Annotated in this window: 23 protein-coding genes, 1 pseudogene and 1 riboswitch; of the genes and pseudogenes, 10 read left to right on the top strand and 14 right to left on the bottom strand. The window is 61.6% G+C overall.

Annotation, left to right across the window (positions count from 1 at the left end; translation table 11 throughout):
• Nucleotides 1–118 precede the first annotated feature (118 nt).
• On the top strand, nucleotides 119–502 hold the full coding sequence (locus tag FHT82_RS22400) for an NUDIX domain-containing protein (RefSeq protein ID WP_183734874.1): 384 nt from the start codon (nucleotides 119–121) through the stop codon (nucleotides 500–502).
• A 114-nt stretch (nucleotides 503–616) separates the two neighbouring features.
• On the opposite strand, the pseudogene FHT82_RS22405 reads toward FHT82_RS22400, so the two are convergent.
• From FHT82_RS22405 to FHT82_RS22415, 3 genes and pseudogenes are all read right to left on the bottom strand, one after another.
• A pseudogene (locus FHT82_RS22405) lies at nucleotides 617–844 on the bottom strand (hypothetical protein); the annotation flags it as partial.
• Between the two features lie 26 nt (nucleotides 845–870).
• Nucleotides 871–2,610, bottom strand: a complete 1,740-nt coding sequence (locus tag FHT82_RS22410) for a pilus assembly protein TadG-related protein (RefSeq protein WP_183734875.1) — start codon at nucleotides 2,608–2,610, stop codon at nucleotides 871–873.
• A gap of 1 nt (nucleotide 2,611) precedes the next feature.
• A complete protein-coding gene (locus FHT82_RS22415) occupies nucleotides 2,612–3,034 on the bottom strand; it encodes a TadE/TadG family type IV pilus assembly protein (protein ID WP_183734876.1) in 423 nt (140 codons plus the stop codon).
• 289 nt (nucleotides 3,035–3,323) lie between these two features.
• Here FHT82_RS22415 and FHT82_RS22420 point away from each other — a divergent pair, with 289 nt between their 5' ends.
• The gene (locus FHT82_RS22420; protein WP_183734877.1) at nucleotides 3,324–3,719 is read left to right on the top strand and encodes a GFA family protein; all 396 of its coding nucleotides are present in this window, start codon (nucleotides 3,324–3,326) and stop codon (nucleotides 3,717–3,719) included.
• Here FHT82_RS22420 and FHT82_RS22425 read toward each other — a convergent pair.
• The 8 genes from FHT82_RS22425 to FHT82_RS22460 form a co-directional block, all read right to left on the bottom strand.
• Nucleotides 3,716–4,657, bottom strand: a complete 942-nt coding sequence (locus FHT82_RS22425) for an MBL fold metallo-hydrolase (RefSeq protein WP_183734878.1) — start codon at nucleotides 4,655–4,657, stop codon at nucleotides 3,716–3,718. The genes FHT82_RS22420 and FHT82_RS22425 overlap by 4 nt on opposite strands.
• A 121-nt stretch (nucleotides 4,658–4,778) precedes the next feature.
• Nucleotides 4,779–5,483 (bottom strand): glutamine amidotransferase, encoded by a 705-nt coding sequence (locus FHT82_RS22430; protein WP_183734879.1) that lies wholly within the window; start codon nucleotides 5,481–5,483, stop codon nucleotides 4,779–4,781.
• A 124-nt stretch (nucleotides 5,484–5,607) separates the two neighbouring features.
• Nucleotides 5,608–6,585 carry an alpha/beta hydrolase gene (locus FHT82_RS22435; RefSeq protein ID WP_246698199.1) on the bottom strand — a complete coding sequence of 326 codons (978 nt, stop codon included), beginning with the start codon at nucleotides 6,583–6,585 and terminating at the stop codon, nucleotides 5,608–5,610.
• Between the two features lie 134 nt (nucleotides 6,586–6,719).
• Complete coding sequence (locus tag FHT82_RS22440; protein WP_183734880.1) at nucleotides 6,720–7,958, bottom strand: MFS transporter; 1,239 nt, start codon at nucleotides 7,956–7,958, stop codon at nucleotides 6,720–6,722.
• The gene (locus FHT82_RS22445) at nucleotides 7,955–8,593 is read right to left on the bottom strand and encodes a helix-turn-helix domain-containing protein (RefSeq protein ID WP_183734881.1); all 639 of its coding nucleotides are present in this window, start codon (nucleotides 8,591–8,593) and stop codon (nucleotides 7,955–7,957) included. Before FHT82_RS22445 ends, FHT82_RS22440 begins: the two co-directional genes overlap by 4 nt.
• 76 nt (nucleotides 8,594–8,669) lie before the next feature.
• On the bottom strand, nucleotides 8,670–9,206 hold the full coding sequence (locus FHT82_RS22450; protein WP_183734882.1) for a transporter: 537 nt from the start codon (nucleotides 9,204–9,206) through the stop codon (nucleotides 8,670–8,672).
• A gap of 172 nt (nucleotides 9,207–9,378) precedes the next feature.
• Complete coding sequence (locus tag FHT82_RS22455; protein WP_183734883.1) at nucleotides 9,379–12,078, bottom strand: winged helix-turn-helix domain-containing protein; 2,700 nt, start codon at nucleotides 12,076–12,078, stop codon at nucleotides 9,379–9,381.
• A 126-nt stretch (nucleotides 12,079–12,204) separates the two neighbouring features.
• Entirely contained in the window at nucleotides 12,205–12,741 is a 537-nt protein-coding gene (locus tag FHT82_RS22460; RefSeq protein ID WP_183734884.1) for a DUF1003 domain-containing protein, read from the bottom strand.
• Here FHT82_RS22460 and FHT82_RS22465 point away from each other — a divergent pair.
• The 4 genes from FHT82_RS22465 to FHT82_RS22480 all read left to right on the top strand — a co-directional run bounded on the left by FHT82_RS22465 (nucleotide 12,740) and on the right by FHT82_RS22480 (nucleotide 16,360).
• Entirely contained in the window at nucleotides 12,740–12,940 is a 201-nt protein-coding gene (locus FHT82_RS22465) for a hypothetical protein (protein WP_183734885.1), read from the top strand. The genes FHT82_RS22460 and FHT82_RS22465 overlap by 2 nt on opposite strands.
• A 1-nt stretch (nucleotide 12,941) precedes the next feature.
• Nucleotides 12,942–14,621, top strand: a complete 1,680-nt coding sequence (locus FHT82_RS22470; protein ID WP_183735098.1) for an NAD+ synthase — start codon at nucleotides 12,942–12,944, stop codon at nucleotides 14,619–14,621.
• Between the two features lie 27 nt (nucleotides 14,622–14,648).
• Complete coding sequence (locus FHT82_RS22475; protein WP_183734886.1) at nucleotides 14,649–15,482, top strand: PD40 domain-containing protein; 834 nt, start codon at nucleotides 14,649–14,651, stop codon at nucleotides 15,480–15,482.
• 122 nt (nucleotides 15,483–15,604) lie between these two features.
• Nucleotides 15,605–16,360 carry a hypothetical protein gene (locus FHT82_RS22480; protein WP_183734887.1) on the top strand — a complete coding sequence of 252 codons (756 nt, stop codon included), beginning with the start codon at nucleotides 15,605–15,607 and terminating at the stop codon, nucleotides 16,358–16,360.
• Nucleotides 16,361–16,715: 355 nt separating this feature from the next.
• On the opposite strand, the gene FHT82_RS22485 is transcribed toward FHT82_RS22480, so the two are convergent.
• Nucleotides 16,716–17,783, bottom strand: a complete 1,068-nt coding sequence (locus tag FHT82_RS22485; protein ID WP_183734888.1) for a 3-deoxy-7-phosphoheptulonate synthase — start codon at nucleotides 17,781–17,783, stop codon at nucleotides 16,716–16,718.
• A gap of 302 nt (nucleotides 17,784–18,085) precedes the next feature.
• Nucleotides 18,086–18,276, top strand: a riboswitch (cobalamin riboswitch).
• 41 nt (nucleotides 18,277–18,317) lie between these two features.
• On the opposite strand from FHT82_RS22485, the gene bluB reads away from it, so the two are divergent.
• The gene (bluB, locus tag FHT82_RS22490) at nucleotides 18,318–19,052 is read left to right on the top strand and encodes a 5,6-dimethylbenzimidazole synthase (RefSeq protein WP_183734889.1); all 735 of its coding nucleotides are present in this window, start codon (nucleotides 18,318–18,320) and stop codon (nucleotides 19,050–19,052) included.
• Here the strand turns inward: bluB and FHT82_RS22495 are convergent.
• A complete protein-coding gene (locus tag FHT82_RS22495) occupies nucleotides 19,012–20,091 on the bottom strand; it encodes a DUF2865 domain-containing protein (RefSeq protein ID WP_183734890.1) in 1,080 nt (359 codons plus the stop codon). The genes bluB and FHT82_RS22495 overlap by 41 nt on opposite strands.
• 198 nt (nucleotides 20,092–20,289) lie before the next feature.
• Between FHT82_RS22495 and FHT82_RS22500 the strand changes: the two genes are divergently transcribed.
• Entirely contained in the window at nucleotides 20,290–20,823 is a 534-nt protein-coding gene (locus FHT82_RS22500; protein WP_183734891.1) for a ribonuclease H, read from the top strand.
• Between the two features lie 27 nt (nucleotides 20,824–20,850).
• On the opposite strand, the gene FHT82_RS22505 is transcribed toward FHT82_RS22500, so the two are convergent.
• Nucleotides 20,851–23,163, bottom strand: coding sequence for an NADP-dependent malic enzyme (locus FHT82_RS22505; RefSeq protein ID WP_183734892.1), 2,313 nt, complete (start codon nucleotides 23,161–23,163; stop codon nucleotides 20,851–20,853).
• Nucleotides 23,164–23,396: 233 nt separating this feature from the next.
• On the opposite strand from FHT82_RS22505, the gene FHT82_RS22510 reads away from it, so the two are divergent.
• Both FHT82_RS22510 and FHT82_RS22515 read left to right on the top strand, forming a co-directional pair.
• Nucleotides 23,397–24,836 (top strand): FAD-binding oxidoreductase, encoded by a 1,440-nt coding sequence (locus FHT82_RS22510; RefSeq protein ID WP_183734893.1) that lies wholly within the window; start codon nucleotides 23,397–23,399, stop codon nucleotides 24,834–24,836.
• A 208-nt stretch (nucleotides 24,837–25,044) separates the two neighbouring features.
• Nucleotides 25,045–25,857: a UDP-2,3-diacylglucosamine diphosphatase gene (locus FHT82_RS22515; protein ID WP_183735099.1), complete on the top strand. Its 813-nt coding sequence runs from the start codon at nucleotides 25,045–25,047 to the stop codon at nucleotides 25,855–25,857.
• Nucleotides 25,858–26,037 lie beyond the last annotated feature (180 nt).

The raw sequence follows: 26,037 nt of genomic DNA on the forward strand, positions 1-26,037 counted from the left end.
CGGGGCAGCCGCGCGGATTCGCACAGTGGCTGAAGATGACGTGCTTCGGCAAGGGCAAGGGGAGGTGACATTCACCTGTTGTCGAGGCAGATTGCGGGCGTATCGAAGGGAAATGTTTTTGACTGATATTGCATGCGCCATCTTCTGGCGGGAGGGCCGCGTTCTGCTGGTCAGGCGGGCGGGCCACAAAGAGCGCTTTCCCGATTGCTGGGATCTCGTCGGCGGCCATGTCGAGCCCGGAGAAAGCGCCGAGGCAGCCATGCTGCGCGAGGCAAAAGAGGAGATCGGGCTGACGCCGTTGCGATTTCGCAAAGTCGCTGAACACCCGGAGCAGGACACCGTCTTTCATCTCTTTCTGGTGAGCGAATGGCAGGGTGGAGAGCCCGTTCTGCTTGGCGACGAACATACGGCGATGCGGTGGGTTACGCCTGATGAGGCCGCGTCACTGGACGATATGGGGCACCCGCAGTGGTGTGCGATATTCAGCGAGCTTCAGGAATAATCTCTGCTTGGTGATACGCATCGACACCCAGCCATCGACCGGACACAATACATATTAATGTAACTATGTTTTAAACGCGAACCGGATACGCCCATGAACCCGGTCCGCATTTCCTTACATGCTCGTTGCGAGGTTCCAGTTATAGACGCAGCGATCGAGGCCGATGGCGATCTCCAGCACGAGGACGTCTTGTTCCACCGCCGGTCCTTTTCTCGACTGCGTCCTGTAGCGCTCGGGAAAATCCGTACGGCGCGAGATCGAGCAGACTTCCATCCACTTGTCGCCGTTATCCAACTCCACATCGACCGTCGTCTCGGAATAGGCCGGCAGCCGGTCAGAAGGTGCATCGTTGCCGGCTCTGCCGGACGCTACTGCACCAGTACCGACTGCTGGCAGCGCACATCCGTAACCCGCACATCGGCTTCGCCGATCTTGATGCCGAGCAGGGTCAGGATGTTGAAGAGCAGTTCGTCAAGCGGCTTGGTGAGACCGGTCAGCGTATCGGCGACGGCGCCCTGGATGATCGATTTCGGCAGGCCGATGCCGAGGCCGAGGATGGTGACCTGGACATCGGTATTGCCGAGCAGGGTGGCGACGGTCGAGGTCAGCGTGTCCCTGGTCGAGACGTTCTTGATGGTCTTGGCAGCGATATCCTGCGGCTGGAAGGTCAACCGGGTCTTGGTCTGATTGGTGACGTTGACCTCGGCGAGCGCGGAGACGCTGAGCAGCGGCGCATCGATGATCTTGGCACGGGAAACACGCGGCTTGCTGCCGAAATTGGCAAAGGCGTTGGTATCGACATCGCCGAGATCGAGTTCGGCGACACCGGGCACGACATCGATGCCGACATTGGCGTTTTGGGCGTTAGCACCAAGGCAGGAAACACTCGCGAGCCTGGCTTCCGCATAGGCGACTTCGACATAGAGCGGCACGCGCAGCTTGATGCCTGCAATCGAGCTGATGCCGAGAACGTTCACTTCGATTGCGAGCCGCACCTGGGCGGTGCGCACGACGGCGCCCGTGGTGCCGACCATGTTGGAGGCCATTTCCTTCGGCGGCTCGCCGATCGCAAGCGTCAGTTTCGTGGCGGCAAGGCCGGGCACCGCGGCATTCAGATTGACGGCAACCTGCTTCTGCTGGTTGGCGGCGATTGCGGCAGCCGAGAGGACATCCATCACGCTGGCATCGACGGAAAGATGCGAGCCGCTGCCGACGAGCCTTTCGCCCGTCGGGCCGAGGTTCAAAAGGTCTTCCAGCTTCAGCTTGACCTGCTTGGTGCCGAGTGCCTTCTCGATCGTGTCGAGCGACTTCGTCACCGTTGATGTCAGGCCGCTGGTCTTCTTCAGCGTGGTGAGGAGGCGGGGATAGGAGATCTCCGTCGCCAACACGTCGTCATAGCTGCCGGCGGTGAGTTTGAGATCGGTCGCCAGAGTATCCAGGAAGGAGAGCAGCTCGACGTTGGCAGCCGCAAGTGCGGTATAATCGCCGACCTTGAGGGAAAGCGTGGTGCCGAGCAGGCTTCCGAGCAATGCGTTCAGCACGCCGTCATTGAGGCTTGCAAGGCGCGAGCCGACAGAGAAGGCGACAAGCTTCGAGGCAGAGGCCGTGCCTGTTGCATTCAGGGTCGGCGCGGCAGCGAAGACAGCGGCAAACGTCAGCTCGGCCTTCTGGCTGAGCTCCACTTTCGCCGCATCGTAAGGTTGAGTTCCAGGGGAGAAACGGCTGCCAAGCGCCGTGGCTGTATCGGCGAGATAGGTGCCGGGCACGAGGTTTGCGACCGCATCGAATGTCTTGAGATCGGCTTCCGAAAGCTGGCTCGTTCCCTGTTTCGTTTCATAGCCGTTTGCGGTTCTGACGGCGACGTTCAAGCCGTTTTGGCTGAAGTTGGTCACGAGGTTCTCAGCCGCATGATTGATATCGGAGGCGGCGACGATGGCGCCGAGATCGCTCAATTCCTGCAGGCGGCGCTGCTGCAGCGTCATCATGCCGTAGTCGATGCCAAGACCGAGCGTATAGAGAATGAGCGGCGCGCAGAGGGCTACGGTGATGGCAATATTGCCTCGCGCGTCGACCGCGAAGCGGGCCAGCGTGACACGAAATTTCCGCATGTCAGATGCCTCCCATCCGGATCGTGGCGAAACGACGGATCATGTGGTCGGGCAAGGGAAATGTGTAGAGATTCCAGATGGGAAGATTGGAGGCGTCATAGGCAGCGGAGACAGTGAACTGATTGGCATTGGCCGGATCGGTGGTGACGTTGACCTGCAGCTTCGAAAGGTCGAGCAGCGGGTGGTCGATCGTCGATCGGGAGATGAAGTCGTTGACGAGCTGCGTGCGTTCCTGGCTGGTAAGGCCTGCGACAGCCGTACGCGCGGCATCCGCGGTCAGCTGCTGGACGGAATGCGCTGCGCTGAGGTAGATGCCATAGGCGATCATCGTCAGCACGATCAGGAGGAAGAGCGGCGCGACGATCGCAAATTCGATGGCGGCGGCGCCCGTGATATTGGCGTAGAAACGACGATACGGCTGCATTTTTTACCTCGCTTGCTGCCGATCCCTGTTCTCGGACAGTCGCTGAGATCGTAAATCAGTATTCATTAATTTTGATTTAGCTAATAAACGTACTGGCTGTATTTGTGAGAAATGATGCCGCACTCAACGTGTTGATATGAGTCGGGAAAGGCATTCTTGATCTGGCCTCCGACTGATGGTGCTATGCCTCTTCCAAGCATCAGTTTTCCTGAAGCCTGTGATCAGCGCTTTGGATTTGACTGGCGGGTGTACCGGCGTCACTCTCCCGGCTGCTTCAAGGGGTGAGGAAATGCGCGAAGATCATGTGGGCGGATGCCTGTGCGGCGCGGTGCGGTTTACGGCAAGCGAGAAGCCCGATGTCGTGGTCGGCTGCCATTGTTCGCAGTGCCGGCGGCAGACGGGGCTCTATTATGCTGCGGCCGACGTGCCGGTTTCGGCTGTCTCCATCACCGGTGAGGAAAACCTGCGCTGGTTTCAGTCGAGCGACGAGGCGAGGCGGGGTTTCTGCTCGCAATGCGGCTCGGCGCTGTTCTGGCAGCGGCTCGGCGGCCCCGCCATTTCCATCATGGCCGGGGCCTTCGACGAGCCGAGCGGCTTGAGCTTCGGCTATCATATCTTCTGCGCCGACAAGGGCGATTTCTATGAGATCACGGACGGCCTGCCGCAATATGCGGGACGCGCTTAAGCCTTTACGAAGCGGTAGGCGCTGTCCTTGCGTTCGGCATAACCAACGCCTGGATAGGACCAGTGATAACCGAGCAGCTTGATCTTCTCCGACGCCGCGCGGTCGAGCAGCATGCGGCGGTTTTTCAGCGCCGTCTCTGGGTCGGTGTCGAACCCGAAATGCCAGCCCGGGTATTCGAAGAAGATCACGTCATTGGTGCAGGCGTCGCCAGTGATAAGAAGATCGCCGTCGCCGGCGAGCTCGAAAGAGATGTGCCCAGGTGTATGGCCCGCAGTTTCGACGACGAGCATTCCAGGCAGGATTTCCTGGCCCGACTTGACGAGGGTGAGCCGGTCTTTCACCGCGAAGAGATCGCGCTGCGCGCCGCGGGCGAAATCGTGCAGGGCGGCGGGCATATGGGCCTCATAATCCTTGTCGGTCCAGAAGTTCCATTCGGTCTCGCTGACGAAATACTCGGCATTCGGATAGAGCAGCTTGCCGTCATCAGTGGTCGTCGCGCCCGAATGATCGGGATGGGCATGGGTGAAGATGACTTTGGTGATTGCTTCGGGTTCGATGCCTGACGCCTTCAGGTTGGCGGCGAGCTTGCCGGCACTTGCCTGGAAATTCGTGCCCGAGCCGTTATCGATGAGGATCAGATCGCTGCCGTGGCGAATGAGCGGGATATTGGCCTGCACTGGCGCGCCGGCCGCATCGCCGCCGAGCCGCGCCAGGATCGGCTGGCGCTCTCTTGGGGTGGCGTCGGGCAGCAGGATTTCGGCGGGCAGGGTGATGAAACCGTCGCTGACAACCGTGATGTCGAAGGCGCCATGCGTGAAGCGATGGAAATCCGCCGCATAGGCGCCCCGAAGCAGGGCAAGGGCGGCCGCACCCGAGAGGGCGCCGGCCAGCAGTTCGCGGCGCGTGGCCGACAGGCTGAGATTATCCCGGTTGGTCATCTGCGCTTCTCCTCTCGGACATCACCACGAAGAGACAATAGCAGTACAGCGACAGGGTTTCGCCAATAGAATTCAATATTATCAATTGTTTACATTGATTTTCAGATATTTACGGCTGTTATCAGCGGCCAATGCCCGACAGCCATTCCCTGACGACGGCGCGACCGGCCTCCTTCAGCGCTGGGCCGAACCTTGCGGCATCCTCACGCAGCCTAATGATATCGATCTTGGCGACCGCCAGTTCCGCGGCATGGCCGACCAGCCAGCGTTCGAAGCGCTCGTCGCATTCGGCTTCCGGGTGGAACTGGAAAGCGAGGACATGATTGCCGATCGTATAGGCCTGCTGCTCGACGATATCAGTCGTTGCAAGATTGGTGGCTCCATCAGGCAGGTCGTAAGTATCACCGTGCCAGTGGAGCACGGTGACGCCGCCGAGATGACGAAGCGGGCTCTCCATGCCGGCTGAAGTGAGCGTGATCTGCTTGAAACCGATCTCCTTCACGCCCGAGGGGAAGACGTGGCCGCCGGAGACGGCGGCAATGAGCTGCGCGCCGAGGCAGATACCGAGAACAGGCTTTTGCGCTTCGAGCCGCTCGGCAATGAAGGCCTTTTCGGCAGTGAGGAAGGGGTAGGTCTCGTCCTCGTAGACGCCGATCGGGCCGCCGAGGACGACGAGCAGATCGGGCTCCAGCGGATCGGCGGAGAGGAAATCGCTGTCGCCGACAGTGGAATAGGTAATCGTATAGCCGGCTTGCTCAAGCACCTCGCCGAAGGTTCCGAGATCCTCGAAATGCACATGTCTGAGAACGAGGGCCTTGGCGGACATGATACGCTTTTCTCCCGTGATTGCATGGCGGCGATCTTATCCGGGCCGTCACCTCTGACACCGCATATCGGAATGAAAAAGGCGCGCCGCAAGGGCGCGCCTTCCATCGTCTTCGACAGGAGACTCAGCCCTTGATGAAGGCCAGCAGATCCGGGTTGATAACGTCCGGATGCGTCGTGCACATGCCGTGCGGCAGGCCGGCATAGGTCTTCAGCGTGCCGTTCTTCAGCAGCTTGGCGGAGAGCGGCGCGGAGTCTGCATAGGGGACGATCTGGTCGTCGTCGCCATGCATGACGAGAACGGGTACGGTGATCGTCTTGAGGTCTTCGGTGAAGTCGGTTTCCGAGAAGGCCTTGATGCAATCGTAATGGGCCTTGGCGCCGCCCATCATGCCCTGACGCCACCAGTTTTCGATGACACCCTGGCTGACCTTGGCGCCCGGACGGTTGAAGCCGTAGAAGGGGCCGGTCGGGATATCCAGGAAGAATTGGGCGCGGTTGGCGACGAGCGCTGCACGGAAACCATCGAAGACTTCGAGCGGCAGGCCGCCGGGATTCTTCTCCGACTTGACCATGACAGGCGGCACGGCGCCGATGATCACGGCCTTGGCGACGCGGCCTTCCTTGGCGCGAGCGACATAGTGGACGACTTCGCCGCCGCCGGTCGAGTGGCCGATATGGACGGCATTCTTGAGATCGAGCGCGTCCGTCAGTGTGGCAACGTCGGCCGCATAAGTGTCCATCTCGTTGCCATCGAAGGTCTGGCTGGAGCGGCCGTGGCCACGGCGGTCATGGGCGATGACGCGGAACCCCTTGTCCAGGAAGAACATCATCTGATTGTCCCAGTCGTCCGCGCTGAGCGGCCAGCCATGATGGAAGACGATCGGCTGGGCATCCTTCGGACCCCAATCCTTGTAGAAGATTTCAGTTCCGTCCGTGGTCTTGATGAAAGGCATGGTCTGGCTCCGATTTTCTGATGATACTGGATTGGTTGCAGCGAGCGCGGCTTTCGGCACGGCCAGCGCCGCGATAACGGCGCCGCCTGCCAGAAGAACGTCCCGCCGTGTGGCGTCCACCGTCAGTGCAATGCTGCGTTCGGTCATATTGCCTCCCTGCGGGCTTCTCCGCGCCTCTTCGACGAGGACAAGCTGACTCAGTTCCGGCAGTGACGCGAGTTAACCGTCGTAAATTGATGCAAAGCAAGAATGACGGCAATGCGCCATAAGACGTACGAACCTCATGACGAGAATATGTTATCCGCAAGTTTTTTCTTTTCGAAGCCGCGGAAGCTGCCATGCGCCAACGGAGCGAGCGTCACCGCCAGATAGGCGAGGCCGGTCAGCAGCAGTGCGGCGGAAAGGCTCCAGGCATCGATCAACGCGCCGCCGGCAAGTCCACCGAAGGGGATGAGCACCCAGCAGAGGGCGGCATTGAGCGATGTGACGCGGCCCATCAATGGCTTTGGTATGCGCTCGAAGAGCACGGCCGAGAGGATGGGATTGAGGAAGCCGGAGGCGAAACCGCCGATGGCGAGCGTTGCGAAGATGAGGGCCAGCGGCGATTCCACTGCAAAGACCAGAAAGCGCGGAAAGCCCGTCAGCAGGAAGGCGACCGTATAGACGAGAAGGCGCGGCATCCGCTCGCCGATCATGGCGGCAATTGCAGCGCCGAGTATCGAGGCGCCGGAGAAGACGGCGAACAGGGTTCCGAGCAGTGCGGGACCGTGACCTGAATCCTGAGTCCAGACAGGAATCAGGACCGAGAAGAAGGCCTGATCGAGCAGATTGGTGGTCGCCACCATCAGCACGATCGCGACCAGCACCGCATCGCGGCGCAGAAAGCGCCAGCCTTCCGACAGCTCCCGGCCATAGGCGGCTATGCCGGCCGCTTCGGCTTTCGGAGCGCGCCGCAATACGGGGATGCCGGCTGCGACGATCAGGGCGGCGCCGGCGAAGGTGAGGGCGTTGACGGCAAGCGCCTGGCTCGGCCCGACAAGGGCAATGAGAGCCCCGGCGCCTGCCGCCCCCGCGGTCGATGCCAGGCGTTCGATGGCGCCGACGACGCCAGTCACACGCTCCAGCGGCACGGAGGCCAGTTCGGCGATGTCGGGGACCATGGATTGCTTGGCGGCATCCGATGGGCCGCGCAGCACGCCCATGGCGAAGACGATCGGCAGCAGGATCGGAATGGTAAGCAGGTCGAGGAGATGCAGGACCGGCACGAGGCCGACTGTTATCACCGAGACGCTGTCGCAGATGACGGCGATGCGTTTGGGGCCGAGGCGGTCGATCAGGGGGCCGCCGAGCGCCTTGGCGACGACATAGGGCAGCATCTCCACCATGGCGACGAGGCCGGTCAGCACCGGGCTGCCGGTCGTGCTCAGCACCAGCCAGGGAATGGCGACGCCCGACAGCCGCGTGCCTGAGATGGAGAGCGTTTCGGCAATAGCGAGCGCGATGAAGGGGCTGCGGCTCACGGCTCGCTCTCTTCGTCACCCTGCGGTACGCGGCCCGGATAGGGGAAGGCGTGCAGCATGACCATGAAGGGCACGACATCAGGCGGCAGGGGCTCGCCAAGAGGCGGGGCCTCGCTCATCGCCTCCATGACGATATCGTTCAGGCGTTTCGTCAGTGCTTCGGCCTGTCCCGATGTCAGCGGAATGATGATGTCGCTCGCGGTGCTGGCCTTGCGCCATTCGAGCGGCAGCTCGGCATATTCCTCGACCGCCTTCTGCATCTGGTCGACCTGCAAGGAAAGGATCGCTTGCGTGAAGGCGACATCCATGTCGAAAGCCGCGCCATCGCTCTCGGCCGCCGACACCGAGGTGACCTCGTGGCTCGCGCGCCACCAGCGATCGCGGCGGGATGGTCCCGGCGCATCCTCGACGAAGCCGTACTGAGCGAGCTGGCGGAGATGATAGCTCGTCGCGCCGCTGTTGAGGCCGAGGCGTGTCGCAAGCTGCGTCGCCGTGGCCGGGCCGTCGATCCGGAGCATGCCGAGCATGCGCAGGCGCACCGGATGGGCGAGCGCCTTGAGGGCAGTGACATCGGGGACGACGCGGCTGACGTTGCGGGATGTCGCTGACGTTGATGTAGGGATGGGCGTTTTCATAAAAGCAGTTTACGACTGCAAATGATTCTTTGCAAATATTCCTTTGCAATTTACCGCTATATCTCCAACATGATCTTCAGTCTGTCGGCGTCAGGGCCTTGCGGCGTTCCAGCACGACTTCGAGCAGCGCATGAGCAGCGAGAAGCGGCGAAGCTTCGTTGTCGCCGAGGATCAGCGGGCCGGCGGCAGCGCCTTCGGGGGCTATGTCCAGATACCGGCCGGGGATCACGGCGACGGGTTTACCCGATCTCAGGAAGGCGCTGAGGGTGTGGCCAACGCCGTTGTCGGCCCTCCAGAGCGCACCGGAAAAGCCGATGCAGAAGGCGGCGTCGAAATCCTCTGTTACGATCTGGTCGAGGCGAAGTGTATCGGCGAGATCGTCGCGCGCCGCCCGATCGGCGAGGAAGCGGCGGGTGGACGGTTCCGGATGCGTGGTCTGACGCAGCTCATTCGTCAGGTCGGGGAAGCCGCCTAATGGTGAAGCGAGCACCACCTCCGCCGGCGCATCCTTGAAGAGGTAATAGGCCGGCGCGATGCTGATGATCCTGACCTCGCCGTCAGCCCCATTCGTGGCAAGAACGATCAGAAAACGGATGGGCAGTTGACCGTCCATTGGCATCCTCCTCTTGCTTGCGATCATGCATGGAGGCAGGGAAGCGGACGAGTTGAGAGTTGTAAATCAGTGTAAAGGGCGGCTCAGCCGGCAGCACCCGAGAGGTGGGCCGGCGGATGGCCTACAGCATCGGCCCGAAAATCGGAATCGATTTTCGGGCCGATGCGTCGATTCAAAGAGCTAGGGCTTCGAGATCGACGCGGATGCGCCGCTCCCAGCCGCCAGCGCCATCCTGCCTTGCGGCTTCGAGCGCTGCCTCAAGGATGGCTGAAGCCGCGTCCAGTGCTTCCGGGCCTTGTCTCCTTGTGGTGATATGCGCCTTGACCCGCAGCAGCTCGGGAAGGCACCAGCGTTCGCCTGACGCGTCGCAGTGAGCAAGCGCTGCATCGATGACACCATCGGCTTCCGCATGTTGGCCGAGGCCGGAAAGCGCCTGCGCCTCCACCGACTGGAAGAAGGTGCGGAAGAGGTTGAAGCCGGCATGCTGCAAAATGTCCATGGCCGGGCGCAGCTTTGCGAGGCAGGGCCTGTATTCGCCGGCCCGCAGATGCAGCTCAGCCTCGAATCCATCGGCATAAGTGTGCCAGACGTCGAGCGACAGCGCCTTGGTATGGTCGCGCAGCAGGCGGATAGCGGCGGCCGCTTCGGCGTCGTTGCCCGATAGAAGTGCGAGCGGGCAGACGGCTTCGGCCATCAGATTGCTGATCGAGTGATTGTGGCCGATGTCGCGGGCGTAACGCATGGTCTCCTCGACCTCGCGGAGGGCGGCGCCCTCGTCGCCCAGCACCCAGAGGCAGCGAGCGACGATGATGCGCGCCGTCACGCGCTGGTCGAACTGGAACCGCACGGAATGACGCGCCTGCGGCACATGCTCGTATTCCGAAAGCATCACCCAAAGCTGGTCTCGGGCCTCGGCATGGCGGCCGAGCCAGTGCAGGGTGGCGGCCTTCATGCGCTTGCCGATGATGCCATCGGTCGGATCGGAGGAGGAGGGTGCGAGCGCCGCAAAGCGCTCCGCCAGTTCCATTCCCTGGCGCGGTTCGGCCCGGTTCACCAGATCGACCCAGAGCGCCCAGATGGCGCGAAGCTGATAGTCGACATCGCCGAGCTCTTCGGCGATCCGCCAGGCGGTCGTCCAGGCGGCCACGCCTTGTTCGGATGCATGGGTGGCGCGAAGCTGCGGCCAGCCGAGCGCGGCGTAGAGCTTCATGCGGCTTTTCTCGTCCAGGCCAGGACGGGCGTCGAGAAAGGCGATGGCATGGGTGAGTGCGGCCAGGCATTCGTCGAGCAGCGACAGGTGGAAGAAGAGCGGCAAAGCGGCGACCGTCAGCCGCACGCCGAGCAGGGCATCGCCTGAAGCCCCGAAGGCCCAGTCGAGCGCGACGCGCAGACCCGGCACCTGCTGAGCGAAATCCTCGGGCCATTCCTCCGGCGGGGCGGAGTAGAGATCCTGTTCGGCACTTTCCAGCGCGGCGCAGAGATAGGCGGAGAAGCGCGCCATGACGTCGGGCAGCTCATCCGAAGCAACCAGTTTCTCACTGGCATAGAGGCGCGTGGTGTCCAGCAAGCGATAGAGCGTTTCGTCTGAAGCCATCTCGACCACGACCAGCGACTTGGCGATGAGCGCGGCCAGCAGGTCCCCGGGCTCCGTGCCGGAGAGAACCGCGGCTGCGGCCTCGCCGCTGAAGCGGCCGCGGAAGACGGAGAGTTCGCGCAGCGCCTGCCGCTCCTCCGGCGGCAGGATGAGGTAGCTCCAGTCGAGCGTGGCGCGCAGCGTCTGATGTCGGGGCAAGGCCGTGCGCCGACCGCGGGTCAGCACGCGGAAGCAATCCGACAGCGAGCGGGAGAGGGCGGCCACTCCCATCGCCTCCAGGCGGCCGGCGGCAAGCTCTATCGCCAGCGCAATGCCGTCGAGCCTCGTGCAGATGTCGACGACATCTGCGGCATCCTCGTCCGTCAGTTCGTAACCGCCGAGGCAGGCGTCGGCGCGCTCGACGAAAAGCTGCACGGCGGGTGAAGTCAGCGCCGCCTCTGCGGTCATGGCACCATCAGGCAGATCGAGCGGCAGAAGGCGGTGCACGCGCTCGCCCTCGGCGCGCAGCGGCTCGCGGCTGGTGGCAAGGATATGCAGATCGGGCGCTTCCGCCAGCACGTCCTCGGCAAGCTTGGCGATATCGGCTACCACGTGTTCGCAGCTGTCGAGCACGAGCAGCAGATTGCGCGGCTGCAGATGGATGGCGATTTCGCGTGATATATCGTCGCTTCGCGAGAGGATGCCGAGCGCGGACGCCACGACCGTCGGCACGAGATTTCCGGTCGCGACTTCCGAAAGGTCGATCCAGACGATCTCACTGTCGAATTCGGTTTGCGCGATCACGGCGCGGGCGACGGTGGATTTGCCGATGCCGCCGGGGCCGGCAATGGTTACGAGGCGCCCCTTGGCAAGCTGGCTTGTTACTGCCGCTATCGTCTGCTCGCGGCCGAAGATGCGGGCAGGCAGGCGCTCGGGGCGGAATCTCCGGAGTGTCGGTTGAGCGGCGGGTACCACACCATTGCTGCGGCGATTGACAGGGGCGATGAACGTATAGCCGCGGCCCGGCACATTGGCGATGAATTGCGGCTCGCGCTTGACATCGCCGAGCGCCTTGCGCAGCGCCGAGACATGGACGCGCAGATTGGCCTCGTCCACGAACGTGTCCGGCCAGACCTGCTTGATAATCTCGGCATTGGTCTTCAACTCGGCGGGATGGTTCAGCAGAAACAGCAGGATATCGATGGCGCGGCTACCGAGCGGGACAGTGGCACCCTCCCGCATCAGGCTGCGCCTGGCGGGCACGATCGAAAAGGTGCCGAACTGAAGCTCTTCTTCCAAGCATGCTCCCCTGCGCGATGTCGGCAGGTTGAGCCAATTGCCGGCGCGCTGTCAAATGAAACGGTATGACGGACACGGAATTGCGACAGGATTTCAGTCGTTTAAGGCTTCGCTATTTTAGCGGCATCAAGCTTGTCCGCGCTCTGCAAGGATGGCGTTCAGCCGGGAGACATCCTCACGCAACGCTGTCAGTTCCGTCAGCACCCGCATATCGATCTTCTGATGCAGCGACAGAACCTCCAACTCGGCCTTCAGATTCACCTCATAATCCTTGGCGGCTTCGAAACGGTCGCGCTCGGCCTGGCGGTTCTGCGACATCATGATGATCGGCGCCTGGATGGCGGCAAGCATGGAGAGGATCAGGTTCAGGAAGACGAAGGGGTAGGGATCGAAGGCCCTGCTCAGCAGAATGACCGTGTTGATCAGGGTCCAGATGACGAGAAAACCCAGAAAGGCCAGGATGAAGGACCAGGAGCCGCCGACGCGCGCGATACTGTCAGCCAGCCGCTCGCCGAAGGAGGCTTCGGCGGAAAAAGCGGCATTGACGTCGGTGGAGATGATCTTGCGCTCATGGGTCCTGGCGAGTACGCGCTTTTCGATGTCACCCAGCTCGTCGGCCGGCTTGCCGAAATGCAGGTGGGCGAAATTTGGAAAATTAGTCATGGCATTGTCCCGGGAATGGATCGAATTGGGGCGCAGTATTCCGTCGTTGCCGCAAATTGCAATGCGTATCGGCGTCGCGCAAGCCAAACTGAATGAGGGGCAGAGGGATAGGCTGCCCTTCATCAAATTTTCGCCGCAGATGGCTACGGCTTTTGAAGCGGCTTATTGCGGTGCACGCAGGGGCGGATTAAATGAATGACATGACACAGGAAAACGCTCTCTCCCATACGTTCAACATCGCCATCGCCCAGCTGAACCCCACGGTGGGCGATGTCGCCGGAAACCTTGCCAAGGTGCGCGAGGCGCGTGCCGATGCGGCGCGACAGGGCGCGCATATCCTCATGATGACCGAGCTTTTCATCTCCGGTTACCCACCGGAAGACCTGGTGCTGAAGCCGGCCTTCATCCAGGCTTGCTGGAGGGCGGTGGAAAGCCTTGCAGCCGATACCGCCGATGGAGGGCCGGGCATCGTCATCGGTTTTCCGCGTCAGGACGAGACGGGGCGCTACAATTCCATCGCCGTGCTCGACGGCGGCAAGGTCATTGCCATCAGAGACAAGATCGACCTGCCGAACTATGGCGAGTTCGACGAGAAGCGCGTCTTCGACCAGGGCGCCATGCCCGGACCCGTGAATTTCCGCGGCGTGCGCATCGGCATTCCGATCTGCGAAGATATCTGGGGCGATCTCGGCGTCTGCGAGACGCTCGCTGAAAGCGGGGCGGAAATCCTGCTCGTGCCGAACGGCTCGCCCTACTATCGCGGCAAGGTCGATATCCGCCATCAGGTGGTGCTGAAGCAGGTCATCGAAACCGGCCTTCCCATGGTCTATGCCGCCCAACTCGGCGGCCAGGACGAGCTCGTCTTCGACGGCGCAAGCTTTGCCTTCAATGCCGACAAGTCGCTCGCCTTCCAGCTCAGCCAGTTCGAAGCCGCGCTTGCCGTCACGACCTGGAAACGCACCGAAAATGGCTGGCGCTGCGCCGAAGGGCCGATGGCGCGCATTCCGGAGAGCGAAGAAGCCGATTACCGCGCCTGCTTGCTTGGCTTCCGCGACTATGTGAACAAGAACGGCTTCAAGAATGTCGTGCTCGGCCTATCGGGCGGCATCGATTCGGCGATCTGCGCGGCGATCGCGGTCGATGCGCTCGGCGAAGAGCGGGTGCGCACGGTCATGCTGCCGTACCACTATACCTCTGAGGACTCGCTGAAGGATGCGGCCGATTGCGCCAAGGCGCTCGGCTGCCGCTACGACATCGTGCCGATCGAGGCACCGGTGACGGGCTTTTCCTCGGCGCTCTCGAACCTCTTCGAAGGCACGAACAGCGGTATCACCGAGGAGAATCTGCAGAGCCGCGCGCGCGGCACGATCCTGATGGCGATCTCCAACAAGTTCGGCTCGATGGTCGTCACGACCGGCAACAAGTCGGAAATGTCGGTTGGTTACGCCACGCTCTATGGCGACATGAATGGCGGCTTCAACCCGATCAAGGACCTCTACAAGATGCAGGTCTATGCGCTGGCCCGCTGGCGCAACGGGAATGTGCCGCCGGATGCGCTCGGCCCCTCGGGCGTGGTCATTCCGCAGAACATCATCGACAAGGCGCCCTCGGCCGAGCTTCGCCCTGACCAGAAGGATCAGGATTCGCTGCCGCCTTATCCTGTCCTCGATGATATTCTCGAATGCCTCGTCGAGCGGGAAATGGGTGTCGAGGAGATCGTGGCCCGCGGCCATGATGTCGAGACGGTCCACCGTATCGAGCATCTGCTCTATCTCGCCGAATACAAGCGCCGCCAGTCGGCGCCGGGCGTGAAGATCACGAAGAAGAATTTCGGCCGCGACCGGCGCTATCCGATCACCAACCGATTCCGGGATCGCTGAGACGCCTCAAAAGTCTGGGAGGGATGAATGCGCAGCTCAGTTGAAATCTACAATGTGCGGCGGGGCGAAAGCCGTGTCATCTGGCAGACGGAAGCGCTGGTGGAGGCGCCGAATTTCTCGCGCGACGGCGCCTATCTGCTGATCAATGGCGACGGGCTGCTCTACCGGCTGCGGCTCGACGGCAGCGATCTCGTCGAGAAGGTCGATACCGGCTTTGCGGTTCACTGCAACAATGACCACGGCATTTCGCCTGATGGCGAGGAGATCGTCATTTCCGACAAGACCGAGTTCGGCAAATCGGCGATCTATATCCTGCCGATCGAGGGCGGCAAGCCGCGGCTGATCACCAAGAACCTGCCGTCCTACTGGCATGGCTGGTCGCCCGACGGGCGCGAGCTTGCCTATTGCGGCATCCGCAACGATGTTTTCGATATCTACACGATCTCGGTCGATGGCGGCGAGGAGAAGCGGCTGACGCATGGCGAAGGCCGCAATGACGGGCCGGACTGGTCGGCGGACGGGCAGTGGATCTATTTCAATTCCAGCCGCACCGGGCTGATGCAGATCTGGCGCATCCACCCCGACGGCACTGACCTCCAGCAGGTGACATCCGACAATTATGGCAACTGGTTCGCCCATCCATCACCCAACAATGACAAGGTGCTGATCCTTTCCTACGACCCCGACGTTTTCGACCATCCGCGCGATCTGAATGTTCGGCTCAGAATGATGGACATGGATGGCAGCAACCTGACGACGCTGTTCGAGCTCTTCGGCGGGCAGGGCACGATCAACGTGCCGAACTGGTCGCCCGAAGGCGATGAATTTGCCTATGTGCGGTATTTCCCGGTAAGATCTTGAGAGCGCCGCACAGCCGATTGATCATGGGGCGGTGGGGTCGTTGGTTATGACGGTGCGCACCTCTACCCTCAATGGACTAGATCGCTCCCCTCTGTCAGAGTGGCTTGACCGAGGAGTTTTTTATGCTTGCACCATTTAAAGGTTCCAACAACAAATTGCTACGCGCACGAAAGCATCTGCGCGATTTGGACAATATCCTACTTGAGTATCAGAGAACTCTAACCTTCAGATTTGAGCCGATTGCAGGTGACGTTGAATTCGAGACGATCACATTTGAACCCGCGCCGCCGAACGAGTATGTGGCCCTCGTGGCTGGAGATTGCGTGCACAACGCTCGGTCATCTCTTGATTTGATGGTCTGCGATATAGCCCGTATCCGCGGGAAGAGCACCGCCAAGCTGAAATTTCCCTTTGCGGCAACTAAGTCCGATTACGAAGATCTGGTCCTAAACGGGGAGCTTCGTCGGTTGGGGGAAGATGTTCAGCAAGAATTTCTGTTTCTTTCGCCTTATCGTGGTGGAGACGACTTACTTCGCGGTCTCCATGACCTCGATATAGCTGACAAGCATTTGCTGCTTCTTCCCGTTGTCGAGTGCACTTTTATGCAATTCGACCTCGGTGCGCACCTAAGCGAAGTTATGGGTCAAAATATCGCTTTTTTCAGCGGCACAGGTGGGGCTTCGCAGCGCTTGCTTGAAAGAAGTGGCGGCCGGGTACCAGTTGATCCGGAGTACCGCCGACATCTGCAGAAGGGAGACGTCACCACTGTGTTCGGGGATAACCTTCCTTTTGCTGGCAATGACGTGCAGGCGACCCTAGACAAGATGATTTGCCTCGCCGGAGATATCGTGGAACGTATGTCCGGCAAGTTCTCTTGATATGTTGACGCCGCCCCAAAGGAAGGGGTACGAGCTGCAAGGCCTGTCAGCGCTTGAACCGGATTGACCTCTATTCCAGCCTGAAAATCGATCGGGATGGCGAATTTAGTATCGGCAATTCGTGTCGGCATCGACAGCGCCGCAGGTGAATAGACCGGGTAAACCAGCGAAATTTCAGCGAATTTATAGGGCAGCTTTGTGATCTGCCTTAGACGCTGCGACTTGTTGGTGGATGCCATGCCCGCCGTGCCGAAGCTCGAATAACATCCATTACCAAAGCCATGAAATACCAGCGGGACACCCCCACCGCCCTGTGAATAAGCGGCGGGGTACCTGCGGCAACCGATACGGCGACTCAGGCGGCGACGGCTGCCTTGCGGCGATCGCGCACAGCCTTTGCCAGATCCTCGAGTACATCGACCGACATATCCCAGCCGATGCAGCCATCGGTGATCGACTGGCCATAGACGAGCGGTTTGCCGGGAACGAGATCCTGGCGGCCGGCGACGAGATTGCTCTCGATCATCATGCCCTTGATATGGTCGTTGCCGGCGACGATCTGGCCGGCAACGTCGCGGACGACCTTCGGCTGGTTCATCGGGTCCTTGCTGCTGTTGGCGTGGCTGGCATCGATGAGGATGCGCGGATCGACGCCGAGCTTGACGGCCTCAGCGATCACAGCCTGCACATCCGCCGCCTCGTAATTCGGGCGCTTGCCGCCGCGCAGGATGATGTGGCAGTCCTCGTTGCCGCGGGTGGAGGCAATCGCCGCCTGTCCGTCCTTGGTCACAGCCGGGAAGTGGTGGGGCTGGGAGGCTGCTACTATGGCATCGAGCGCGATGCGCGCGCCGCCATCCGTGCCGTTCTTGAAGCCGATCGGGCAGGAGAGACCCGAGGCGAGCTGGCGGTGGATCTGGCTTTCGGTCGTGCGCGCGCCGATGGCGCCGTAGCTGACGAGATCGGCTATGTATTGCGGCGTGATCGTATCGAGGAATTCGCAGCCGGCCGGGAGGCCCATGGCGTTGATGTCGAGTAGCAGGCGGCGGGCGAGACGCAGGCCTTCCTCGATGCGGTAGGTGCCGTCGAGATGCGGGTCGTTCATCAGGCCTTTCCAGCCGACGGTCGTGCGAGGCTTTTCGAAATAGACGCGCATGACGATTTCGAGCTCGCCGGACAGGCGTCGTCGCTGCTCGACGAGCCGTGACGCATATTCACGGGCGGCTGCCGGATCATGGATCGAGCAGGGGCCGATGACGACCAGCTGGCGGTCGTCCTGACCGGTCAGGATATTGTGGATCGTGTCGCGCGTGCTGGTCACGGTCCTGGTAATCGCGCGGTCACGCGGGATTTCCTTGATAATATCGGCAGGTTTGGTCAGCGGGGTGATCTCGACGATGCGCAGATCATCAATAGTGTCAGTCACGGCATGCTCTCCTGTTTGGTCATACCGTGCGGAACAAAAAAGCCGCCAGGTAGACTAGCGGCTGTTCGGGTTGTCGTCGCGTTAGTTTTGGTTACGCACAGACCCGCATCCGCTGGAAGCAGCGGTACGAATAAAATCGCGATGCGTAGACGGACGAGATCGACATGCAGGCTATGTAGCGATGCGGAAACTAATTGTCACGCAGAATTTTACAGGTGAGAGCCCCTTAGCGGGCAGCGGCGGAGATGCAGTTCCGTTCCAGGCCTATTCGCTGAATTGACTTGCTGCCATGCCGTTTCCACGCCATAGATCGCCCGTCAGGTGCCCGCCGTCACAAGCGGGAGAATCGGGAATCCGGTGCAAGACCGGAACGTGCCCAACGCTGTAAGGCCGACGCTTGCCGCTCACCACGCCACTGGCCGCAAGGCCGGGAAGGCTGCGGCCAAGTGGATGACGCCAAGTCAGAAGACCGGCCTGGCAAGATAGACCCAACCCGCGCGGACGGCGGGCGGTTGCGTTGTTGGGGATTTGACGATGCGACCCATTGATGATGCCGTTTGCCCGGCATCCAGCTTTTCTGCGGCCGAACGCGAGGCCGTCTATCATGCCATCACGACGCGGCGCGACGTGCGCAGCCAGTTCCTGCCCGACTCCCTGCCTGATGATCTCGTCACGCGATTGCTGACGGCGGCGCATCACGCGCCTTCGGTCGGTTTCATGCAGCCGTGGAATTTCATTCTGGTGAAGAGTGCCGAGGTGAGGGCGCAGGTGCGCGATGCCTTTGCGAGGGCGAATGAGGAGGCGGCCCTGATGTTTACTGGCGAGCGGCGGCAGGCCTATCGCTCGCTGAAGCTCGAGGGCATCGTGGAGGCGGCGCTCGGCATCTGCGTGACCTGCGACCCCACCCGCAGCGGCAGCGTGGTGCTCGGGCGCACGCACAATCCGCGCATGGATAGCTATTCCACCGTCTGTGCCATCCAGAACCTGTGGCTCGCAGCGCGAGCAGAAGGCGTCGGCATCGGCTGGGTCAGCATTTTTCGTGAGGGCGACCTGAAGGAAATCCTCGGCATTCCCGATCATATCGAAGTCGTGGCCTGGCTCTGCGCCGGCTTCGTCGACCGGCTCTATGACCAGCCGGAACTGGCGGTCAAAGGCTGGCGGCAACGCATGCCGCTGGAAGATCTCGTCTTCCATGACGGCTGGGGACGATCAGACCGTGAGCCGGTAACTACTGCTGTTGAGGTTGGGGGCCGGATGTCGCCGGATTAGCGAGATCGATCTTGCCCTCATCGCCGGCAAGGAATTGCGGCCCGACCTGCCGGACCTTGCTGGCAGAGGGATCATAGGGGCGATCCGCCACCTGCGGCGGGGGGGCAGGCGGGGTGCTAGCCGCCTTCGGCGCTTCCGTCTGGATCGCGGTGATCGAGCCCTTCGGCTCGGGCGTCGGCGCATAGGCGGCCTGGCTCTTTCGCATCTGCTCGTAATAGGCAGACAGATTGCAGGAGCAGGCGGATTTTTCGCCAGGTGCACGGGTCTTGTAGGCGAAGGCGTTCTTCATCGCGCTGTAGGGCGTTCCCGTTGCCGTCGAAATCATGTTCGAGGTCTCGGTACTGGAAACGTCGCGATAGAAGAGTTCCGTTTCGACGCCGGGGCACATCTTCGCGCAGGTCGCGGCATCACGGTCGAAATCGACCGAGGTGGCATTGTTGCTGATCGGGAAGAAGCCACCATCGCAGGTGCGCACGCAGATGGTACTGACGGGCGAGAGCATTTCGGCGCGCGGCAGGCCGTAGCGCTCGCCGCCGCCGAGCGGGATGAACGTGTCGCTGCGCATGGCCTGCTCTTCGATGCTCGGAGCCGGCGCGTAAGCGTTGCCTTCGGCAGGTCCGCTGAAGCTGTCGCTGTTGCAGTCATTATCTTCGAGCGCGGCCATTAGCTCCTCGCGGGCCGCATCGGGGCCGGACTGGCGCAACTCGTTGCGGCGTTCCTGAAGGAAGCCGATGTTGTCGACCATCTTGGCTTCAGCATGCTCAAGTTCGGAGCAGAAGCCGGCGTTGTCGCCGCCAACGACGACCATGCTGCCGGAGGTGCAGCCATACCGGCGCAGATCGCTGCGCACCTTACGCAATTCGAGATTCTGTTCGGCAAGCGCGCCGGCATATTGGCGCATCTCGCTGCTGCTGTTGCCGAAGGTTTGCGGCAGGTCGGCAAGGCGCCCGCGCAGATCCTCACAGATCGCATTGGTCTGCGCCGCCGCAGGAGCCGCGAATGCCAGACAGAAAACGAGATACAGGTTTCGGCGCTTCACGACGTCGTTCCGGAAAGAGAAAAGCATCTATCAGTGCGTTGCGGCTTCAATCCACCGCGCTTTGTCTTAACGTGTTTCCCTTAATAAGCTCGCAGTAATTCCTAGCGTATTTTTGCGATCTTATCCAGCAAGCCGGATGCTTCCACTTTCCTGTCTCCTGCAATCACGCGGGAGACCGTTAATATCTAGACAGTTGATATGACAGATATTTCCGACGAATCCTGCACATGCGAAACGTCCGCAGAAATACCGGATACCCAGCAGGGCCTTCACGTTTTCGTGGACGGTTGTTTTGACCCCGGCGCAGGGCACGGGGGATGGGCCTTCGTCGCCTATCGCGATGGCGTCGAGATCGCCTCCGGCTTTGGCGGTGCAAGGGATTCCTCCAATAATGCGATGGAAGTGACGGCCGTGCTTGAAGCGGCAATCTGGATCAACGGCACAGCAACAGGCGTAGCGGCAGTCATCTGGTCCGATTCCGCCTACGCCGTCGAAGGCTGCAACAGCAGGCGTGCGATCTGGAGGAACAATGGCTGGAAGAAAAGCAACCCGACCGGCAAGGCCAGAAACCGAGCGATATCAGATGCGAAAATCTGGAAAGCCGTCGATATCCAGCTATCCGAGAATTCCCTTATAAGCATCGTCTGGTGCAAGGGCCATTCCGGCACCGATGGCAACGAACGGGCCGATGCGCTGGCAGATCAGGGACGCCGATCGATACGGCGTGCCTGATTTTCCAGATGCCGACGCGCAACCGGCTTAGGCCGGCTGCGATGCCTCTACGACAGCGAGCGCCGCCATATTGACCACGCCGCGCGAGGTGACCGACGGCGCCAGGATATGCGCCGGCATCGCCGTGCCGAGCAGGATCGGGCCGACATGCAGGCCGTCGGTCATCGACTTGACGACGCCGAGCGTGATGTTGGCCGCATCGAGGTTCGGGAAGACCAGCAGGTTGGCTTCATCGTTCAGCGTGGTGTGCGGCATGACGCGGCGGCGCAGTTCCTCGGAGATGGCGCTTTCGCCATGCATTTCGCCGTCGACTTCGAGATCGGGAGCCGCTTCCCGCACGAGCTGCAGTGCGTTGCGCATCTTGGTGGCGCTTTCGGATTCGCGCGAGCCGAAATTCGAATGCGAGACGAGGGCGGCGCGCGGGGTGATGCCGAAGCGCTTGATCTCTTCGGCAGCGAGAACCGTTGCCTCGGCGATGTCTTCTGCCGTCGGATTTAAGGTCACATAGGTGTCGGCGAAGAACGTCGCGCCGCGCTGCGAGATCATCAGGCTGAGAGCCGAGAAATCGCGCACGTTCGGGCGCTTGCCGATGATCTGGCGCACATCGCGCAGGTGCTTCTCGTAACGGCCTTCGAGGCCGCAGATCAGCGCGTCGGCTTCGCCGCGCTTCAGCGCCAGCGCGCCGATGACGGTCGTGTTGGTGCGCACGATGGTGCGCGCCGCTTCCGGGATGACGCCGCGGCGTCCCACCAGCTGCAGATAGAGATCGACATATTCGCGAAAGCGCGGATCGTCCTCGGGGTTGATGACGTCGAAATCCTGCAACGGCCGGATGCGCAGGCCGTAACGCTTCAGGCGCGTTTCGATGACCTGCGGACGGCCGATAATGATCGGTTCGGCAATGCCTTCTTCGAGCAGCACCTGGGCGGCGCGCAGCACGCGTTCGTCTTCGCCTTCGGAGAAGATGACGCGCTTGCGCTCTGCTACCTTGGCGGCCGTGAAGATCGGCTTCATGATGAAGCCGGAGCGGAAGACGAAGCGGTTCAGCTGGTCGAGATAGGCGTCGAAATCGGCGATCGGACGACGCGCGACACCGCTTTCGGCAGCAGCCTTGGCGACTTCAGGGGCGATGCGCAGGATGAGGCGCGGATCGAAGGGCGAGGGGATGAGGTAGTCGGGACCGAAAACCGGGGTTTCGCCGGAATAGGCACGCGCGGCAACGTCCGAAGGCTCTTCACGGGCGAGGGCTGCGATGGCGCGCACGGCGGCCATCTTCATTTCCTCATTGATCGTCTCGGCACCACAGTCCAGCGCACCCCTAAAAATATAGGGGAAGCAGAGAACGTTGTTGACCTGGTTCGGGAAGTCGGAGCGACCGGTGCAGATCATCGCGTCGGGGCGGGCGGCGCGGGCGAGATCCGGCATGACCTCGGGCGTCGGGTTGGCAAGCGCCATGATCAGCGGCTTGTCGGCCATTTGCGCCAGCAGTTCGGGCTTCAGCACGCCGGCTGCCGAAAGGCCGAGGAAGACATCGGCGCCGCCGATATTCTCGGCGAGGGTGCGCGTGTCGCTCTTCTGGGCGTAGACGGCTTTCCACTCGTCCATCAGCTCGACGCGGCCTTCATAGACGAGGCCTTCGAGATCGTGGACCCAGATGTTTTCGCGCTTGGCGCCGAGCGTCACGAGCAGGTTGAGACAGGCAAGGGCGGCGGCACCGGCGCCTGACGCGACGATCTTGACTTCATCGATCTTCTTGCCCGCCAGTTCCAGCCCGTTGAGGATGGCGGCGGCGACGATGATCGCTGTGCCGTGCTGGTCGTCGTGGAAGACCGGGATCTTCATCTTCTCGCGCAGCTGCTTCTCGATCCGGAAACATTCCGGCGCCTTGATGTCTTCGAGGTTGATGCCGCCGAAGGTCGGTTCCAGCGAGGCGACGGTCGAAACCATCTGGTCGACGTCCGTTGCATCCACTTCGATATCGAAAACATCGATGTTGGCGAATTTCTTGAAGAGAACGGCCTTGCCTTCCATGACCGGCTTGGAAGCGAGCGGGCCGATATTACCGAGGCCGAGCACGGCGGTACCGTTGGAGATCACGGCAACGAGGTTGGCGCGCGACGTATAGTCGGCCGCAGTTTCAGGATTGTCACGGATGGCGAGGCAGGGGGCGGCGACGCCGGGAGAATAAGCGAGCGCCAGGTCGCGCTGGTTGCCGAGCGGCTTGGTCGCCTGGATTTCCAGCTTGCCGGGGCGCGGATAGCGGTGGAAGAAAAGCGCCTGGTCGTCGAGGCTTCCGCCCGTCAGATTCTTTTCCGTTTTGGATTTTTCCTGGTGATCCATCGCCGCCTCCGGTGTGTCGTTCGAAGTCTTTTGAAGACTTCTCCATACATCAATCGGATACGGGCGACAGTATGGAAATGCGGCGTGGGGAAAGTTTTCGTGCGGGGCGGGGCGGCCCTTGGTGCCGAGCGGTTGCCACCAGCTAATCCTTTTGGGGAAACTTGTCTGGCGAGGGCGGCAAGCGCAGAATGCCGTGCGCGACGGTGCGGGGCGCCGGTCGCATGGAGGAAATCATGGACAACTTGAACCTCACGACCTTGCAAAGGGGTCAGACGATGGTCAATGACGTGGCCATCGATGCATTTGCCGCCGGATTTCGCGGCAGTCTCCTGACCAGCAAGGATATGAATTACAACGAGGCGCGGGCGATCTGGAATGCGATGATCGACCGGCGGCCCGGCCTCATCGCGCGCTGCGCGGGCGCTGCCGATGTCGTTCGGGCGGTGCGGTTCGCGCGCGACAACAATCTTCTCGTTTCGGTGCGCGGCGGCGGGCACGGCATTGCCGGCAACGCCGTCTGCGACGGCGGCGTCGTCATCGACCTGTCGGCGATGAAATCGGTGCGGGTCGATCCGCAGACGCGGCGTGCCAGGATCGAGCCGGGCGCAACGCTTGCCGATGTCGACAAGGAAACGCTGGCCTTCGGGCTGGTGCTGCCGACCGGCATCAATTCCACGACAGGCATCGCCGGCCTGACGCTTGGCGGCGGCTTCGGCTGGCTGACCCGCAAATTCGGACTGACCCTCGACAATCTGCTCTCGGTCGACGTGGTGACGGCGGATGGCGAACTGGTCAAGGCGAGCGAGACGGATAAGCCCGATCTCTTCTGGGCGCTGCGCGGCGGCGGCGGGAATTTCGGCGTCGTGACCTCCTTCGAGTTCAAGCTCAACCCGCTCGACACCGAGGTTCTCGCCGGGCTCGTCGTGCATCCCTTCGCCGATGCGGAAAAGGTGCTGAAGGAATACCGGCAGGCGCTGGAGGCGGCGCCCGACGAACTGACCTGCTGGGTGGTGATGCGCCAGGCGCCGCCGCTGCCCTTCCTGCCGGCCGAATGGCATGGCAAGGAGATCGTGGTGCTGGCGATGTGCTATTGCGGAGATGTCGCGGCGGGTGAAAAGGCTGCGGCCAGGTTGCGCGCTATCGGAAAGCCGATTGCCGATATCGTCGGCCCGATGCCGTTCACCGGCTGGCAGCAGGCCTTCGATCCGCTGCTCACACCAGGTGCGCGCAATTACTGGAAAAGCCAGGATTTCGCTTCCCTTTCCGATGCGGCGATCGACGTGCTGCTCAAGGCGGTGCGCAGGCTGCCCGGCCCGGAATGCGAGATCTTCATCGGTCATGTCGGGGGTGCTGCCGGCCGCGTGGCCAACGAGGCCACCGCGTTTCCGCAGCGCAGCTCGCATTTCGTCATGAACGTGCATGCCCGCTGGCGGGAAACAGAGATGGATGGAAGCTGCGTCGGCTGGGCGCGCGAGCTTTTCGAGGCCACCAAGCCGCATGCCGTGGGAACCGCCTATATCAACTTCATGCCTGACGACGAAACCGACCGGGTCGAAGCCGCCTATGGCGCCAACTACGCCCGCCTTGCTGAGATCAAGCGGCGTTACGATCCGAACAATCTGTTCCGGATGAACCAGAACGTGAAGCCGATGGCGACGGTGCGGACTGCCTGAGGATTGATGTTTTAGGAAAGGAATTTCGCGCCAGCGCCGGAATGTGGAGGTGTTGGCGTGAAGTCGGCCACCCAGCGCTCCACATCTAGCCTGTATGAACAGGTTGCACCGCTTTCCCACAGCCTTGTCATCTTCCTGAAACACGAGTCTGATTTTGGAAGACCAGACGAAGAACGATGGGACACGAGCGGAAAGGCTTGTGACAGACATGATGGAACCTCGGCGCTTCCGCACCCTCTTCATTTCCGATGTGCATCTCGGCTCGAAGGCCGCCAAGGCGGATTTCCTGCTGGATTTCCTTAGATATCACGAGGCAGACACGATCTACCTCGTCGGCGATATCGTCGATGGCTGGCGCCTGAAGCGCAGCTGGTATTGGCCGCAGGTCTGCAACGACGTGGTCCAGAAGCTCTTGCGCAAGGCGCGCAAGGGTACGCGTGTCGTCTATATCCCCGGCAATCACGACGAATTCCTGCGCGCCTTTCCGGGCATGCATTTCGGCGGCATCGAGGTCGTTGAGCGCATCATCCATGACGGCGCCGACGGCAAGAAGTACCTGATCCTGCATGGCGACGAATTCGACGTCGTCGTGCGCAACGCCCGCCTGCTCGCATATCTCGGCGACTGGGCCTACGACACGGCGATCCGCATCAACATCGTGCTCGCAGCGGTCCGCCGCCGCCTTGGCATGCCCTACTGGTCCTTCTCGGCCTGGGCGAAGCTGCAGGTCAAACATGCCGTCAATTTCATCGGTGAGTTCCAGCGCGTGGTTGCCGAGGAAGCCCGCAAGAACGGCGCCGACGGCGTCATCTGCGGCCATATCCATCACGCCGTGATCGAGGATATGGACGGCATCCGCTACATCAATACCGGCGACTGGGTCGAAAGCTGCACGGCGATCGTCGAGCATGAGGACGGCACGTTCGAACTCATCACGTGGCGCGCATTGGCCAGCAACGTGCCGGCGCTGACCTCAATCGAATTGCTTGAAGAGGGCGATTTCGCCCCGCAGGCTGCCTGAATATTGTGGGCGTACCGCACCGGCCTAGCCGGTGCACCAGGAATTTAGCCGTTGCCGCCTGGCGACAGGCCCTATTTATTTTTTAAATCGTTTCGACTTATCTCCGAAACGTTACAGCAGGGCTATTTCTCGCCATAGTCGTGTCGGATTGGATGTGTTAGGCAACGCAGAGTTTCCTTC

Source organism: Rhizobium sp. BK275, assembly GCF_014193555.1.
Lineage (GTDB): Bacteria > Pseudomonadota > Alphaproteobacteria > Rhizobiales > Rhizobiaceae > Rhizobium.